Origin of the sequence: Mesorhizobium sp. CC13 (assembly GCF_039907765.1) — a bacterium.
In the GTDB taxonomy this organism is placed as follows: domain Bacteria; phylum Pseudomonadota; class Alphaproteobacteria; order Rhizobiales; family Rhizobiaceae; genus Aminobacter.
Genome location: NZ_JARDJI010000011.1, coordinates 50241 through 66059, shown reverse-complemented (window position 1 = coordinate 66059; position 15819 = coordinate 50241). Strand labels below are relative to the sequence as shown.

The following is a 15819-nucleotide window of genomic DNA, read 5'->3' as shown; positions in this document are numbered from 1 at the left end:
CGGGCGTAATAGCTAGTCCTCGATCCGTGGTGATTTGGCCGGTCGGCTTGCAGCCACGTTAAACAAGTCGCTAAAGGGCCGTTTGCGATCCGTAAACCGGCTTTGCGACAGCAATGCCGGTTTTTTTGTTGTTTGGAGTTCGCACAGTGCCGATCAAGATCCCGGATCAGCTGCCCGCCCGCGAAGTGCTGGTGAAGGAGGGCGTGTCCATCATGGACGAGCAGAGCGCGCTCCGCCAGGACATCCGCCCGCTGCAGATCGGCCTGCTCAACCTCATGCCCAACAAGGTCAGGACCGAGACCCAGTTCGCCCGCCTGATCGGCGCGAGCCCGCTGCAGGTGGAGCTGACCCTGGTGCGCATCGGCAACCACAAGGCCAAGAACACCTCCGAGGACCACCTGATCGCCTTCTACCAGACCTGGGAAGAGGTGAAGGACCGCAAGTTCGACGGCTTCATCGTCACCGGCGCGCCGGTGGAGCTTTTGCCCTTCGAGGACGTGACCTACTGGGACGAGCTCGAGCAGATCATGGACTGGACGAAGACCAACGTCCATTCGCCGTTCTTCATCTGCTGGGGCGCGATGGCCGCCGCATGGCACTTCCACCGCGTTCCCAAGCACACCCTGGCGCGCAAGGCCTTCGGCGTGTTCCGCCACAACAACAATGCTCCGGCCTCGCCCTATCTCGCCGGCTTCTCGGACGACTTCGCCATTCCGGTGTCGCGCTGGACAGAGGTCCGCGCCGCAGACATTCCCGAAGGCTCGGGGCTCGAGCTCTTGATGGAATCGGAGGAGACCGGCCCCAGCCTGCTCGCCGAGCAGAGCGGCAACCGCCTCTACATGTTCAACCACATCGAATACGACTCGACCTCGCTCAAGGAAGAGTACGACCGCGACGTCGCCGCCGGCGTGAAGATCGCGGTGCCGCATGAATACTACCCCGAGGACGATCCGCAGCGCCGACCGCTCAACCGCTGGCGCTCGCACGCGCATCTCCTGTTCGGCAACTGGATCAACCGGGTCTACCAGACCACGCCATACGATCTGGACAACATCGGCAAGTAAATGCCGAGGAGAAGACCGCGCCCGGCATCCGGGCACGTCTTTTGAAGCATGGTGCTGAAAATCAGTGACCGGTCAGGTTCGACGCTACTCGTCGAACATGCCTTCGGCTATGTCCCGATGCCCATCGAGAACCCGGATAACGTCTACAGAGCCTTCCCGTATCTCGTAGAAGACGACATGCGTACGGATCGCAAAACTGCGCAGCCCCTGGGCAATTTCATCCCGCTTGCGACCGGCTTCCGGATGCTCGACAAGCAACTGGAAGACCTCGTTGATCCGCTCGAGCAAGCGCTCCGCGGCGGCTATGTTGTCATGGGCGATGTAGGCCCAGATCTGCCCAAGGTCAGACCTGGCTCTAGGTGTGAGGCGAATCCTACGCGCCACGCTTGTCCGAGCCCCCGCGAAGCTCGCTCATGAAGGACTGGAAATCGAAAGGCTCGGGCGCTCCACTTTCGACGCCCTCTCGGACGGCTTCGCGCAATGCCTCCAGCTTGGCCTGGTGCCGATCCTCGCGCTCTTCGAGCAGACGCAACCCGTCACGCAACACCTCACTGGCGGACGCATAGCGACCGCTCTCGACAAGGTCACGCACCAGCCCCTCGAAGTGGGCACCGAGAGTGTAGCTCGATGGCATTAACGCCTCCGATTGCAACTATCATTTTATGATAGTTCGGCAACACGTCCAGGGCAAGCCGAGCCTACCGACCGCAATTCCGCGATCAGTCGCGGACTTGCTCCGCTGCCCGGCGTATGGGCGCTTCAGGCGGTGACGGCCGCCTTCGCCATCTCCTTGATGCGCACGCGCTTGAGTGCTGGCCCGCGCTTGTCCTTGGCGAGATGAACGGTCCTGTCGAACAGGTCGCGGCTGTTGCGCGCCGGCCCGAAATAGACCACGCCGGTCTTGGCCAGCTCGCCCTCGAACATGTGCCGCACCCGCTGGTGCGCGGCCGCATCGAGCGTATCGAACGCCTCGTCGATGATGACCCAGTCGGGCCTGTGCAGCCTGATCCGCGCGAACGCCACCAGCCTGAGTTCGTCGCTGTTGAGTTCCTCGTTCCACGGTGCGACGCGGTCGAGCGACGGCGCCAGGCGCTCCAGCCCGACCGCGTCGAGGGCCGTGGCAAAGTCCTCATCGGCGAATTCGCGGCCGTCGGACGGGTAGGACAGCACGGTGCGCAGCGAGCCCGGCGGCAGGTAGGAGGCACGGGGAAGGAAGCTAAGCTGCCTGCCGGCGGGCAATTCGATCCGCCCCCGGCCCCACGGCCAGAGGCCGGCGAGCGCCCTGAACAGCAGCGTCTTGCCTGCGCCCGCCTCGCCCGTCACCAGCAGGCGCTCGCCTGCCTTGACCCTCAGATGCGGGTCGGAAAGCTTGGTGCGGCCGCTCGGCGACACGAGTTCGAGCCCGTCGAGCCCCAGGCTGCCGTCGAAGCTCTCGCCGAAGCCGATCCGCTCTTCCGTCTCGTGCAGCACGTCGGCGGCGACCAGCACGCTGCGGATCATGCCGACGCGCATCAGCGTGGCGCGCCAGTCGGCGATGGCGCCGACATTGTTGATGAACCAGCGCAGCGACGCATGCACCTGGTTGAAGGCGCCGACGGCCATCATCAGCCCGCCGAAGCTCAGGTCGCCGGCGAAATAGACCGGCGCGGCGACCAGGATGGGCGCAACGACGGTGAACCAGCCGTAGCCGTCGGTAACCCAGGCGAGATTGATCTGGGTGAGGAAGATGCGCCGGAGCGCCATAAGTACGCCCTGCAGATCCAGCTCGAGGCGGCGCTTCTCGTCGGCCTCGCCGCGCGCCAGCGATATGGCATCGATGTTCTGGTTGATGCGGACCATCGAGAACCTGAGCTCGGCCTCGCGCGAATAGCGCTCGCTGTTGAGCCCGATCAGCGGCCGCCCGACCAGCCAGCTCAGCCACGAGGCCGAGCCGGCATACATGATCGCCGCCCAGACCATGTAGCCGGGAATGCTGAACGAGCTGCCGCCGATATGGAAGACGAAGCCCGAGGACAGGCTCCAGAGCACGCCGACGAAGGAGGCGAGTAGGATCGATGCCTGCAGCAGGCCGACGCCGAGGTCGGTGGTGAGGTCGGCGAGATGGCCGGCATCCTGCTGCATGCGCTGGTCGGGATTGACGCCGACCGCACCCGCATTGGCGAGGCGGAAGGCGCGGCCCGGGCGCAGCCATTCGGTGATCAGGTCGACCGTCAGCCCCTCGCGCAGCTTGAGGCGGATCATCTGGTTGAGCCATTGCTGCAGCACGTTGAGGACGAGCAGCGAACCGGCGATTGCCGCGAACAGGATGAGCTGGTCGAGGAATGCCGCAAGATCACGCCGTTCGAGCGCGTCGTAGAAGGGCTTACTCCAGCGGTTGAGCACGATCTGGCCGACCGAAGTGGCGACGATGACGGCGAGTATGCCGATGCAGAGCCAGGTCAAGGACCGGCGCACCGGCGAGCCCGCCAGCGCCTGGCGGGCCATCTTGAGATGGATGGGAAACCCGCCGTCGGGAACACTCGCAGGCAGAGGCTCGGGATGGGCCTTGTTGTCCGAATTGCCCGTCATGCGAATCCTCCCGCTGGTCATCCGAATCGCGACGTCGCCCGCCATTGTGCCACTCAATGGCGGCAGCGTATCGCGGGGATGGATCAACAAGCGTGTCATCGACACGCGGGGTGCCTCGCCCAGGTCGTAGCGACGATTTAGGGCTTCGGCACGAAGACCCGCACCGACTTCGGCCGGATGCGGAAATGCGCCGGCGTCCAGGTCACGAGTTCGCCGTCGGTATTGACCGGCCGCGGCTGCTTGGTGCGGATGGTCACCTCGGTGGTCTTGAAGGCGCGCACGTCGTCCCACTGGCCGTGCGTGCCCTTGCGCAGGCTGGGCAGCAGCCGCAGGAGCCGCCACCAGTGATCGACTTCGAGGCTGTAGAGGTCGAGCCAGCCGTCGTCGGCGGTCGCCGTCTCCTCGACGGTCATGCCGCCGCCATAGTGGCGGCCGTTGCCGACGGAGACCTGCATGGTGCGGATCTTCTCTGTAGTGCCGTCGTGGTCGACATAGGCCGAAAACAGCCGCGAGCGCATCAGGATCCGCGCCGCGACGATGCCGTAGCCCAGCGTGCCCCAGCGCTTCTTGGCATGTTCTGTGAGTTCGGCGGCGAGCTCCGCGCTGAAGCCGATGCTGGCGACGTTGAAGAACAGATGGCCGTTGACCTCGCCCAGGTCGACCGTGACCTCGCGGCCGGCGGCGATGATCTCGGCCGCCTTCACCGGGTCCGGCGGGATGCCCATCGTGCGGGCGAAGTCGTTGGCGGTGCCGAGCGGCAGCACGCCGAGCGTGAGGCCGGTATAGGCAAGGCCGGCGGCCGCGTTGTTGAGCGTACCGTCGCCGCCGCCGACGATGGCCATGTCGAAATGGTCGGCATTGCGCGAGATGAGCTCGGAGGCGTTCTCGTCCTTGCTGGTCACCATCTCCTCGATGGCGATGCCAGCATTCTCGAGCACCTGCCTGGCCTCGGCGATCGAGCCGCCGCCGCGACGGGCGCGGGGGTTGACGATGAGCATGGCCCGCCGGACGGGAGCGTGCCCGGCTGTACGCTTTTCATGGATGACGTCGGTCAGGACCGTGTTTCCGTTGCTATCGCCGGCATGGCGGACTGCGTTTGCTTGAGCCGCCATTTAGGAAGCGAGCATGCCGATTTGAAGGCAATCGGGGCGATCACCAGCCGGACAAGCAGATGTGATCGCCTGTCCGGATCGACCGCCAGGCCACCGCTCGCCCGTGCCTAACGGTCGAGTTCCGGGTAATACGGATCGGAGTAGATGCGCCTGTCGCGCTCGCCGGCCATGCAGTAGCCGGCAGGGGCGGCCTCGACCTTGACCGGCAGCGGCGGCGTGACCGTTCCGCTCACCTCGAGGATGAGCTTGCGCCTGATCGCGGTCGCGAACTCCGAGACATTGCGGATGGGCAGCACGAACGATCCCGGGCCGCCGATGACGCATTCCGCATAATAGCGGTCCAGATCGCCGACCGTTCCCGACGGCCGGATCAGGATCGGCAGGCCGTTGATGACGATGCCCTGCGCCAACGCGGCATCGCGCGCCAAGGTGACCGGCGGGCCGGCGTTGTTGGGCCCGTCGCCGGAGACGTCGATGACGCGGCGCCAGCTTTCCACCTGGTTGTTCCGGAACAGGTCGGTACCGTGCGCGACCGCGGCGGAGATCGAGGTTCCGCGATGGCCGCCGAAGGGCCGCGCCTCGAGCCTGGCGGCAAAGGCTGCGGCGCTGGCCGGCCCGTCGACGATCTGCCACGGCACGGCAGATTCCCGCCGGACCGTGCCCGCCCATTCGAAATAGGTGACGGCGATCCGCCGATAGCGCCCGGCAAGCACCGCCTCGACGAAGTCGGGATGCCGCAGGGCCTCGACATAGCCGGCGCGCTGCAGGGCGAATTCCTCGGAATCCATCGAACGCGAGACGTCGACGGCGAGAACGAGTTCGACGTCGACCGCGACCGCATCCGCCCGCAACACGTCGTCCACCGGCGCGTCGCAGGCCAGGCACATGATCAACGCCAGTGCTTTCAGCATCGACGGCTGACCCAAGGGTTACGCCGAACGAGTTTGCCGCAACCGTGGCGGAATGGAAGAGGCAGCCAGCCTCCGGCGAGACGATTCAGCCGCCGCGTTCATCCCCGCGCCGCAGCGCCGGGAAGCCGCGCGTGGCGCCGCTCGGCGACAGGACCGGCACGAAGACGCGGCGCGACGCCCGCTGCGCCACCGGCACGCCCTGGTAGACCCGCTTCTGCGCCTCGACGACGATGACGCCCGAGAAGATCGGCCAGAAGCTGCGGCCGGCGCGCTCGAACAGATGATGGAAGCGCATCATCCATCTCCGCCGCGACGGCGGGAAGTGCAGCGCATCCGACCACGAGGCCACGGTGAAGTTGGCCTCGCGCAGCAGCTCGTTGAGCTGGCCGGAAGAGAACGGCCGCCCGGTGCCGAACGGCGTATGCTCGAAACGTGCCCAGACGCCGCGCCGGTTGGGCACGACGATGACGACGCGGCCGGCAGGCGAGAGCACGCGCCAGATCTCCTTCAGCGTCTCGCGCGGGCTTTCGGCATGTTCGAGCGAATGCACCAGAAGCATCCGGTCGATGGACGAATCGAGCAGCGGCAGTTCCTCGTCGAAGACGAGCGCCGTGGACGACGGCCCTTCCGACGGCCACACGACCGCGCCTTGCGTCGCCGGCATGAAGGCGAAGACGCGCTCGGCATCGGCACCGAACCGGTCGAGCCAGGGCAGCGCATAGCCGAGCCCGACCAGCCGTTCGTTGGGCAAGCCGGCCCAGACCGATGACAGCGCCATGGTGATCGACTGTTCGGCCAGCCGGCCGAGCGGTGTCGAATAGAACGAGCGAAGGTCGACGATGTCGGAGTTCATGGCGCGACGGTAGCGGCGAGACGCGCGGACTTCAACGATGCGAAGCGCGATCCCCGCAATTGGGGTGACAGGCCGGGGCGCGCGCCCTATCGTCTCGGGATGAACGGAGCTTCGCGATGACGGTCGAGATCGAGCTTTTCATGTGCCGCACCGACAATTTCGGCGCGCTGCTGCACCATCCCCAGAGCGGCGAGACGGCGATCGTCGATGCGCCCGAGGAAGGCCCCATCCTGGCGGCGATAGAGCGCCGCGGCTGGCGGCCGTCGATGATCCTGACGACGCATCATCACGGCGACCACGTCGAGGCCAATCTGGCGCTGAAGAAGCGCTTCAACCTCCGCATCGTCGGCCCCGAAGCCGAGCGCGACCGGATTCCGGGCATCGACGACACGGTCGAGGAAGGCTCGGTCATCCCCTTCGGCGACGAGACCATCGCGGTTATCGAGACGCCGGGGCATACGGCAGGCCATGTCTGCTACCACTTGCCCAAATCGAAGGTGGTCTTCACCGCGGACACGCTGTTTGCGCTCGGCTGCGGCCGCCTGTTCGAGCGCCCGGCGCCGGTGATGCATGGCTCGCTGAAGAAGCTCGCCGCCCTGCCCGCCGACACGGTCGTCTATTGCGGCCACGAATACACGCTGTCGAACGCGCGCTTCGCGTTGACGGTCGATCCCGACAACGCCCGGCTCAAGGCGCGCGCCGAAACGGTCGAGAAGCTGCGCGCCGAAGGCAAGGCGACGCTGCCGACGACGATCGGCGAGGAACTCGCTACCAACCCGTTCCTGCGCTGGGGCGATGAGGCGATCAGGCGGCATCTCGGCATGGAAAAGGCCGCCGACGCCGACGTGTTCGCCGAGATCCGCCGCCGCAAGGACAATTTCTGAAATGTATGCAGCCGAGATCATCGCCACGCTGGGCATGCGCCGCCATCCGGAAGGAGGCTGGTATGTCGAGACCTTCCGCGACGCTCCGGCAGGCGGCCCATATGGCGCGCGCGGGCATTCGACGGCGATCTACTTCCTGCTCGAGCGCGGCGACGTCTCGGCATGGCACCGGGTCAAGGATGCCGCCGAGATCTGGCTTTTCCATGCCGGCGACCCGATCGAACTCAGGCTGCACCAGTCGGGCGGCGGCATCTCCTCCCATAGCCTCGGCGTCGACCTCGCCGCCGGCGAGAGGCCGCAGATCGTCGTGCCGGCCGGCTGGTGGCAGACCGCGCGCAGCCTCGGCGACTGGACGCTGGTCAGTTGCACCGTTGCGCCGGGCTTCGAGTTCTCGCAGTTCGAGCTTGCCGAACCCGGCTGGGAGCCGATGTAGGCTCCCAGGTCGTAGTAGCGCTCTAGGCCCCGGCCCCGTCGGTGGCCGCGCGGCCCTGGGCCCGCCTGCCGAAGATGAGCGATTTCGCCGCCAGCACCGCGCCGCCGGTGATCAGCACGCAGGCGGCGAGGATGCGCAAGCTGGGCTCCGCCACGCCGGCCACGATCAGCACCAAGGTCGACAGCAGCGGCGCCGCATAGCTCGCAGCGCCCAGCACCTGGATGTTGCCGCGCTTGACGCCGATGTCCCAGGCGTAAAAGGCCGCCCCCACCGGCATCAGGCCGAGCCCGAGCACGGCCAGCCACTGCCCGGCATCGGCCGGCAGCACCGTCTCCTCGAGCGCGAGGTGCGAGATGAAGGAGAGCACGGACGTGGCCAGGCAGAACCAGGTGACGACCGTGGTCGGCACCGCCGGGAAGCGCCGCGACAGCAGCGAATAGCCCGACCACAGGAACGCGCAGGCGAAGGCCATGGCGTAGCCGAAGCCGTAGCGCGGGTCGAAGGCCAGCCCGCCGCCCTTGGTGACGATGAGGAAGGTGCCCGCGAGCCCCATCAGCGCGCCGGCGATGTGATTCCAGTGCAGGCGCTCGCCCGGCATCAGCGCCGAGCCCAGCACGATGAACAGCGGCCAGAGATAGGCGATCAGGCTGGCCTCGACCGCCGGCGCGTTGCGCAGCGCGGTGAAGTAGAAGAAGTGGTAGCCGAACAGGCCGGCGATGCCGATGACCCAGACCTGCGGCGGAATTCTCGCCGCCCGGTGGCGCTTCGGCATGAACAGCCGCGCCACGAGCCCGACGACGGTGCCGATGGCGAATGTCATGGCCGAGAGCAGGAACGGCGGCACCGAGCCGGACGCGTCGGTGAGCAGCGCCAGCAGCGCCCACATGGCGACCGCCGAAAAGCCAATGAGTGTCGCCCGCGCCACTACCCCTCCCCGGGCGCAGCCGCCCTATTCGATCGCTTCGAACCGCCGCGCCCTGACCGTGATCGTGCCGATCTCGGTGCCGACGGTGGCGTAGATCGGTGCGTATACTCCGGTTTCGCCGACCGGCGCAAACGTCACCATGATCCGGCTGCGGTCGCGCAGGAAGGCCAGCGCCTTCTTGTCGGTCCGGTAGCCCGAGACCGGCTGGAAGCCCATGCGGCAGGTGACGGTCCGGCCCTTGAAGCCCTTGGTCGACATCTCCCCGGTCGAGACGGCCGTCAGGCGCAGGTCGACGCGGAGCTCGCCATCATACATCTTCACGGTGCGGCCGCAGACCTTGTCGAGGCTGGGCGCCCGGACGATGGTCGCGGCGATCGGGTCGGCGACGCCGCGCAGGTCGTCGGCGCCGAGCGGTATCCAGGTCTTGCCGCGCTTCTTGGGAGCCGGAACGACCTCGGTGCTGGTGACCTTTTCACCGGAGAAGCGGATGTCCACCAGCGAGGCCTTCTTGCCGGACACGTAGTCGGCGCGGAACGAGGTCGGCCGGATGCCCGCCTCGCCGATGCTGCCGCGCGACGAGATCGTGCCGCGCGTATCGTCGAAGATGGCGCCGAGCCCGGCGCTGGAGACCTTGCCGCTGATCGCGTAGGTGCCGCCGTCGTAGCTGCTGTCGAAATTGGCCCTGGCCAGGGGGATGCCGAGGAAGGACAGCGAATAGTCGCCCCTGAAGGTCTGCTGCGCCGCCACGGAGGGCGAGAGAGCCAGGGCCAGTGCGAGCGGGGCAAGCGCGATGCGGCGCATTGGCGGATAACCTCAACTTCAGCGGAAGCGGGCTTCCCGCTGTTCGCGTCCCTCGAGAGCGGTTATAGAAGCAATTCCGGCCTTTGTATGAAGTTGGGGCAAGTCGGAAGAACCACGCATGCGCTTGACGCGCCGGTGAAATGCAACTATGGAACGCCAACTTTTTCCATGAGGCCGCCTGACTGAGACCGCGCGCCATATTAGGTGCGTCACAGCCGCTTGGTCCGCCAGAACTGAAGGTATGTAACATGTCCCGCGCTTGCGAACTCACCGGTAAGGCCGTCATGACCGGCAACAATGTGAGCCACGCCAACAACAAGACCCGTCGTCGCTTCCTGCCGAACCTGGTCAACGTCACGCTGATTTCGGAAGTTCTGAACCAGAACGTCCGCCTGCGCATTTCGGCCAACGCGCTTCGCTCGGTCGAGCACCGCGGCGGCCTCGACGCCTTCCTGGCCAAGGCCGACGTTGCCGAGCTGTCGCAGCGCGCCCGCCTGCTCAAGAAGCAGATCGCCAAGAAGACCGCCGAGCAGGCTGCCTGATAGCGAATCAAGGCGGGGGACGACCGCCTGGAGCCTCTGAGCGCCCGCAAGGACGATAGAGGCTCCGACCAAATGCCCGGGCACTGCCCGCTAGGCTGGTTCCATCACCCAGGATAAAAAAATGAACTCCGGTTCAAAGTACCTGCCCTTCGTGGCGGCCATGGCGCTTGTCGTCGTCGCTTCCAACATCCTCGTCCAGTTCCCGATGCAGGGACAGGTCGGATCGCTCGCCCTTGCCGACCTCCTGACCTGGGGCGCCTTCACCTATCCCTTCTCGTTCCTGGTCACCGACCTCGCCAACCGCCGCTACGGCCCGAAGATGGCGCGGCGGATCGTCTTCGTCGGCTTCATGACCGCGGTGGTCTGCTCGATCGTCATCCCGCCGGTCCTGTTCAGCTATGGCCTCATTCCCTTCGACACCGCCGCCGCAAGGCTGGCGCGCATCGCCATGGCCTCGGGCGCGGCGTTCCTGACCGCGCAGCTGCTCGACGTCACCGTGTTCAACTGGCTGCGCCGCCAGAGCTGGTGGCGCGCGCCGATCTTCGGCACGCTGGTCGGCTCGGTCTTCGACACGGCGATCTTCTTCGGCGTCGCCTTCGCGGCCGCCTTCGCCTTCATCGGCCCGGAGGACGCGTTTGCGCTCGAACCGGCGCCGCTGTTCGGCGTCATGGCCGCCGAGGCGCCGCGCTGGGTGTCCTGGGCGCTCGGCGACCTGATCGTCAAGCTCCTGATCGCGGTCTTCGCGCTCATCCCCTACAGGCTGATCGCGGCACGCTGGAGCCAGCCGGCCCTCGCTGCCGGCTGATTCCCCCTATCGGTCGATCCGCGTCGACAGAATGATCGACGACAGGGTGCGCTCGACGCCTTCGAGCGCGCCGATCCTGTCGATCACCGCGTCGAGATCCTGCACCGAGGGCGCCTCGACCACGACGATCATGTCGAAATTGCCGCTCACCGAATGCAGCGTACGCACCTCGGGGATCCGCTTCAGCACCGCCTCCACCGCCGCCGACACCTTGGGCAGGGCCGTGACGAGGATATGGGCGCGGACGAGGTTCTTCTCGTAGTCGGGCGACAGCTTGACGCTGTAGCCGGCGATCACCCCGCGCTTTTCCAGCCGTTCCAGCCGGCTTTGCACCGTCGTCCGCGACACGCCGAGCTTGCGCGCCAGCTCGGCGGTCGAGGCGCGCGCGTTCTCGCGCAGGAGGTTAAGCAGGGCACGGTCGGGATCGCTTGTCATTTCGCCGATGTATCTCGTCACTTCGCACAAAACATACTGTCTTTTCGTCGTTCTCGATACTGCCTTTCGACGAGACGCGGCCGTAGAATCGCGCGCGAAATTGCACTCCAAGGGGACATGACCATGAAACAGATCGTTGTCGTAGGCGCAGGCAAGATCGGCTCGACCATCGCCGACATGCTGGCGGAGACCGGCGACTACAAGGTGACCGTGGTCGACCGCTCGCAGGCCGCGCTCGACGCGCTGGAAGTCGGCGGCAATGTCGAGACCAGACAGGTCGAGATCGCCGAGGCCGGCGCGCTGGACGCCGTGCTGGCCGGCAAGTTCGCCGTGATGTCGGCGGCACCCTTCCACCTGACCACCAGGATCGCCGAGGCTGCTGCCAAGGCCGGCGTGCACTATCTCGACCTGACCGAGGACGTCGCCTCGACCCGTATCGTCAAGGAACTGGCGGCCAAGGCCAACAGCGCCTTCATCCCGCAGTGCGGCCTGGCGCCGGGCTTCATCTCCATCGTCGCCAACGATCTCGCCAAGCGCTTCGATTCGCTGGAAAGCGTGCGCATGCGCGTCGGCGCCCTGCCGCAGTACCCGTCGAACGCGCTCAACTACAACCTGACCTGGAGCACCGACGGCGTCATCAACGAATATTGCGAGCCCTGCGAGGCGATCGTCGAGGGCGAGCTGATCGAAGTTCCGCCGCTCGAGGAGCGCGAGGAGTTCTCGCTCGACGGCATCACCTACGAGGCGTTCAACACCTCGGGCGGCCTCGGCACGCTGTGCGAGACTTATGAAGGCAAGGTGCGCACGCTCAACTACCGCACCATCCGCTATCCCGGCCATGCCGCGATCATGAAGGCGCTGCTCAACGACCTCGGCCTGCGCCACCGCCGCGAGGTGCTGAAGGACATCCTCGAAAACGCCCTGCCGGCGACACTGCAGGACGTGGTCGTGATCTTCGTCACCGTCAGCGGCCGCAAGGGCGGTCGCCTGCTGCAGGAAAGCTACGCCAACAAGATCTACAGCCGCCAGCTGGGCAAGCTTGTCCGCAGCGCCATCCAGATCACCACGGCTTCCGGCATCTGCGCCGTGCTCGACATGCTGGCCAACGGCGCCCTGCCGCAGAAGGGCTTCATCCGCCAGGAAGACATCGCGCTCGACGCCTTCCTCGCCAACCGCTTCGGCCGCAACTACGCGCAGGCCGCTTCGAACCACCTGGCAGCCTGACCGCCGGACGCCTCACGGGAATGCCCGGGAGGCCATAAGTCGCGGGCAGCGAGGGGTTTGGGGGACCCCTCGCTTTTTTTCGTGCGTGGGGCCGGCGGGTAGTCGGCCCCACTTGCTGTCGCAGTGCAGGCACCCCCCCACCCCGTTCCGCTTCGCGGATCGACCCTCCCCACAAGGGGGAGGGTTGGAGGCTGCGACGCTCAATCCTCGTGGAGGCGGAATTCCAGGTAGAGATTGCGCTGCAGGATCGAGTGGTTGTCGTCCGAGATCAGCGACACCATCTGCGCGCCGTCCTCGCGCCGCCAGACGTCCAGCCCTTCCATATTGTCGATCTGGTAGCCCATGTCGGCCTCAAACAGCACCGGGCCGTCGGCGACCTGGCCGCTGCCGATGCTGTCGCCGGCGATGCGCCTGAGCCGCATCTTCACCCCCGAGGCTATGGAGAAGCTGCGTTCGAGCAGCAGCAGGTCGCCACCCGGCAGGAAGGCGCCGTCGGTGATGTCGAATTCGCCGTCGCGGCGAACCGTGAAGACGCCCTTGTTCGGCCCTTCGATGATCGCGGCGAAGATGTTGCCGGCCTGGTCGAGGCTCTTCTCGGAAACCACCACCAGCCCGCCCTTGTCGGGGGAGTAGGCGACCGTCTCGAACCCCCGGTTCTGGCGCAGTTCGTTGCGCGGCACGACGAAGTCGAGCTGGCGGAAATCCGACTTCATGGCGTCCGGCTCGATGCGGAACTGGGCGACCCGATGGGTGCGCTCGAAACCGACGGTCGCTATGCCGTCCCTGACATCGAGACCCTCGGCATCCGCAAGCCACTTCTTCTCGATGACGTTGCCGGAAGCGTCGACCATCTGGACCATGCGGAAATTCTCGATCCCGACCGGCCGCATGTCCGCATCCCTGACGACGCTGCCGAAGAACCAGAAGCCGGTGTCGGCGACGCCGATGAAATCGCCGCCCGGCTTGAGGAAGCGGAAGGACGAGAGCGCGCCGAGATTGCGTGACGACGAGGTGAGCTCGAGCCCGCCGACGAATTCGAGCGGGCCGAACATGGTCTCGTCGCGGCCGACCTGGAACTGGTCGATCGTGCGCGCGGAAACCTCGACCTGCTCGACCGACGGAATTTCAGCGATGGACGAACCGGTCAGCGACGCCGACATGGCCAGCGCCGCGACCGCCGCGAAGGCCAGGTGCCTCAATCGGGCCAGTAGAGACGTCATCCAGCGCGCCGGAAGCCGCCGCGGCGCGTGTCGCGCGCGCTTTCCTCGTCGAACAGCGAGGCGAGCTGCTCGGTCATCGCACCGGCCAGTTCCTCGGCGTCGACGATGGTGACGGCGCGGCGATAGTAGCGGGTCACGTCGTGGCCGATGCCGATGGCCAAAAGCTCGACCGGCGAGCGCGTCTCGATCAGCTCGATGACGGCGCGCAGGTGGCGCTCCAGATAGTTGCCCGGGTTCACCGACAGCGTCGAATCGTCGACCGGGGCGCCGTCCGAGATCATCATCAGGATCTTGCGCTGCTCGGGCCGCGCGATCAGGCGCTGGTGCGCCCACAGCAGCGCCTCGCCGTCGATGTTCTCCTTGAGCAGGCCCTCGCGCATCATCAGGCCGAGGTTGCGGCGGGCACGGCGCCACGGCGCATCGGCGCTCTTGTAGATGATATGGCGCAGGTCGTTGAGGCGGCCGGGATTCGCCGGCTTGCCGTCCTTCAGCCACTTCTCGCGCGCCTGACCGCCCTTCCAGGCGCGGGTGGTGAAGCCGAGGATCTCGACCGAGACGCCGCAGCGCTCGAGCGTGCGCGCCAGGATGTCAGCGCAGGTGGCGGCGACCGTGATCGGCCGGCCGCGCATCGAGCCGGAATTGTCGAGCACCAGGGTGACAACGGTATCGCGGAACTTGGTGTCGCGCTCCTGCTTGAACGACAGCGGCTGCATCGGATCGATGACGACGCGCACGAGGCGGGCCGGATCGAGATAGCCTTCTTCGAGGTCGAAATCCCAGGAGCGGTTCTGCTGCGCCATCAGGCGGCGCTGCAGGCGGTTGGCGAGCCGGCCGACCACGCCCTGCAGGTTGGCGAGTTGCTTGTCGAGGAAGGCGCGCAGGCGATCGAGTTCGTCCTCCTCGCACAGCTCCTCCGCACCCACCGTCTCGTCGAAGGATGTGGTGAAGACCTTGTAGTCGATTTCCCTGGGCAGGTTGGCGAAGGGATTGTCCTGGCGGCGAGCCTCGCCCGGCGTCTCGGAATCGGTATCGTCGTCGTCGGACATGTCGTCGGAGGTGGCGTCGGCCGCCTCCATCTCGCCCGACGGCTCCTCCTCTGCCGAGGATTCGGCGTCGTCGGACTGCGACTGGTCGGCGCCGGAATCGTCCTCGCCGCCCTCCTCGCTCTGGTCGTCGCCCTGCTGTTCCTCGTCGTCCTGGTCCTCGTTGTCCTCGGTCTCCTGGTCGTCGCCCAGTTCCTCGGCCATTTCGAGCGACGCCAGCATCTCGCGCACGACGCGCGCGAAAGCCTGCTGGTCGGAGAGATTCTGGGCGAGATGGCCAAGGTCCGCGCCGGCCTTGTCCTCCACCCACTTGCGCCAGAGCCCGACCATGCGCTCGCCGCTCTTGGGCGCCGGTCGGCCGGTCAGCTTCTCGCGCACCATCAGGGCCAGCGCCTCTTCGAGCGGCGCTTCGGACTGCTCGGTGACCTCGGCGAGGTTCGCCTTGGCGTATTTGTCCTCGAGCATCGAGGAGATGTTCTCGGCAACGCCGGCCATGGCGCGGCTGCCGATCGCCTCGACGCGGGCCTGCTCGACCGCGTCGTAGATGGCGCGGGCCTGCTTGCCCTCGGGCGCGAGCCGGGCATGGACGCGGTTGTCGTGGCAGGCGCGCTTCAGCGCCATGGAATCGCCGAGACCGCGCGTCACTGCGATGTCGTTGGCGGTCGCCTTCTTCGGCAGCTCGGGCAGCCGGGCGCGGTTGCCGGCGAGCGCCGGCCGCTCCTTGGCGAAGGCGACCTCGAACTCGTTGTCGCCGGAAATGGCGCGCATGCAGACGGTCATGGCGCGCTTGAAGCCGTCCGCTTCCGAGCCCGTCTTGGATTTGTTGCGCGTGTTGTCGCCCGGCCCTGCCATCAATGGCTCCGAATGCTGGCTAGAGAACTTACCCCCACCCCTAACCCCTTCCCACCAGGGGGAGGAGAAATTTCCATCGCCGGCAGCTTGTTGGCACCAGTCACGGCGAGAAGCGCCGGTACCGAGTCCCCCTCCCCCCTGTGGGGA

General features: G+C 66.6%; 17 protein-coding genes and 1 riboswitch. Of the genes, 6 read left to right on the top strand and 11 right to left on the bottom strand.

The window, feature by feature from the left end:
- Positions 1–16: 16 nt before the first annotated feature.
- A riboswitch (SAM riboswitch) is annotated at positions 17–94 on the top strand.
- A gap of 52 nt (positions 95–146) precedes the next feature.
- Complete coding sequence (metA, locus tag PV773_RS15845) at positions 147–1064, top strand: homoserine O-succinyltransferase (protein WP_347967277.1); 918 nt, start codon at positions 147–149, stop codon at positions 1062–1064.
- 84 nt (positions 1065–1148) lie between these two features.
- Here metA and PV773_RS15840 read toward each other — a convergent pair whose 3' ends face one another.
- The 6 genes from PV773_RS15840 to PV773_RS15815 form a co-directional block, all read right to left on the bottom strand.
- Complete coding sequence (locus PV773_RS15840) at positions 1149–1448, bottom strand: type II toxin-antitoxin system RelE/ParE family toxin (RefSeq protein ID WP_347967276.1); 300 nt, start codon at positions 1446–1448, stop codon at positions 1149–1151.
- Positions 1438–1698, bottom strand: coding sequence for a type II toxin-antitoxin system ParD family antitoxin (locus PV773_RS15835; protein ID WP_340040612.1), 261 nt, complete (start codon positions 1696–1698; stop codon positions 1438–1440). The genes PV773_RS15840 and PV773_RS15835 overlap by 11 nt, the downstream gene beginning before the upstream one ends.
- Before the next feature lie 125 nt (positions 1699–1823).
- Positions 1824–3632, bottom strand: a complete 1809-nt coding sequence (locus tag PV773_RS15830; RefSeq protein WP_347967275.1) for an ABC transporter ATP-binding protein/permease — start codon at positions 3630–3632, stop codon at positions 1824–1826.
- Between the two features lie 137 nt (positions 3633–3769).
- On the bottom strand, positions 3770–4675 hold the full coding sequence (locus tag PV773_RS15825) for a lipid kinase (protein WP_347967344.1): 906 nt from the start codon (positions 4673–4675) through the stop codon (positions 3770–3772).
- A gap of 176 nt (positions 4676–4851) precedes the next feature.
- Positions 4852–5655 (bottom strand): DUF1194 domain-containing protein, encoded by an 804-nt coding sequence (locus PV773_RS15820; RefSeq protein ID WP_347967274.1) that lies wholly within the window; start codon positions 5653–5655, stop codon positions 4852–4854.
- Between the two features lie 85 nt (positions 5656–5740).
- Positions 5741–6508, bottom strand: a complete 768-nt coding sequence (locus PV773_RS15815; protein ID WP_347967273.1) for a methyltransferase domain-containing protein — start codon at positions 6506–6508, stop codon at positions 5741–5743.
- A 116-nt stretch (positions 6509–6624) separates the two neighbouring features.
- On the opposite strand from PV773_RS15815, the gene gloB reads away from it, so the two are divergent.
- Both gloB and PV773_RS15805 read left to right on the top strand, forming a co-directional pair.
- Positions 6625–7392 carry a hydroxyacylglutathione hydrolase gene (gene gloB / locus PV773_RS15810; protein ID WP_347967272.1) on the top strand — a complete coding sequence of 256 codons (768 nt, stop codon included), beginning with the start codon at positions 6625–6627 and terminating at the stop codon, positions 7390–7392.
- Position 7393: 1 nt separating this feature from the next.
- On the top strand, positions 7394–7825 hold the full coding sequence (locus tag PV773_RS15805) for a cupin domain-containing protein (RefSeq protein WP_347967271.1): 432 nt from the start codon (positions 7394–7396) through the stop codon (positions 7823–7825).
- 22 nt (positions 7826–7847) lie between these two features.
- Here the strand turns inward: PV773_RS15805 and PV773_RS15800 are convergent, their stop codons facing one another.
- Positions 7848–8750 carry an EamA family transporter gene (locus PV773_RS15800; RefSeq protein WP_347967270.1) on the bottom strand — a complete coding sequence of 301 codons (903 nt, stop codon included), beginning with the start codon at positions 8748–8750 and terminating at the stop codon, positions 7848–7850.
- Positions 8751–8774: 24 nt separating this feature from the next.
- Positions 8775–9551 carry a DUF3108 domain-containing protein gene (locus tag PV773_RS15795; protein ID WP_347967269.1) on the bottom strand — a complete coding sequence of 259 codons (777 nt, stop codon included), beginning with the start codon at positions 9549–9551 and terminating at the stop codon, positions 8775–8777.
- A 248-nt stretch (positions 9552–9799) separates the two neighbouring features.
- On the opposite strand from PV773_RS15795, the gene rpmB reads away from it, so the two are divergent.
- Positions 9800–10093 carry a 50S ribosomal protein L28 gene (gene rpmB, locus PV773_RS15790; protein WP_340040628.1) on the top strand — a complete coding sequence of 98 codons (294 nt, stop codon included), beginning with the start codon at positions 9800–9802 and terminating at the stop codon, positions 10091–10093.
- Between the two features lie 121 nt (positions 10094–10214).
- Complete coding sequence (locus tag PV773_RS15785) at positions 10215–10898, top strand: queuosine precursor transporter (protein ID WP_347967268.1); 684 nt, start codon at positions 10215–10217, stop codon at positions 10896–10898.
- A gap of 6 nt (positions 10899–10904) precedes the next feature.
- Here the strand turns inward: PV773_RS15785 and PV773_RS15780 are convergent, their stop codons facing one another.
- Positions 10905–11333: an Lrp/AsnC family transcriptional regulator gene (locus PV773_RS15780; protein WP_347967267.1), complete on the bottom strand. Its 429-nt coding sequence runs from the start codon at positions 11331–11333 to the stop codon at positions 10905–10907.
- A 123-nt stretch (positions 11334–11456) separates the two neighbouring features.
- On the opposite strand from PV773_RS15780, the gene PV773_RS15775 reads away from it, so the two are divergent.
- The gene (locus PV773_RS15775) at positions 11457–12557 is read left to right on the top strand and encodes a saccharopine dehydrogenase family protein (RefSeq protein WP_347967266.1); all 1101 of its coding nucleotides are present in this window, start codon (positions 11457–11459) and stop codon (positions 12555–12557) included.
- 200 nt (positions 12558–12757) lie between these two features.
- On the opposite strand, the gene PV773_RS15770 is transcribed toward PV773_RS15775, so the two are convergent.
- Entirely contained in the window at positions 12758–13777 is a 1020-nt protein-coding gene (locus PV773_RS15770) for an esterase-like activity of phytase family protein (protein ID WP_347967265.1), read from the bottom strand.
- Positions 13774–15672: a cobaltochelatase subunit CobT gene (cobT, locus tag PV773_RS15765; protein ID WP_347967264.1), complete on the bottom strand. Its 1899-nt coding sequence runs from the start codon at positions 15670–15672 to the stop codon at positions 13774–13776. Before cobT ends, PV773_RS15770 begins: the two co-directional genes overlap by 4 nt.
- Between the last annotated feature and the right edge of the window lie 147 nt (positions 15673–15819).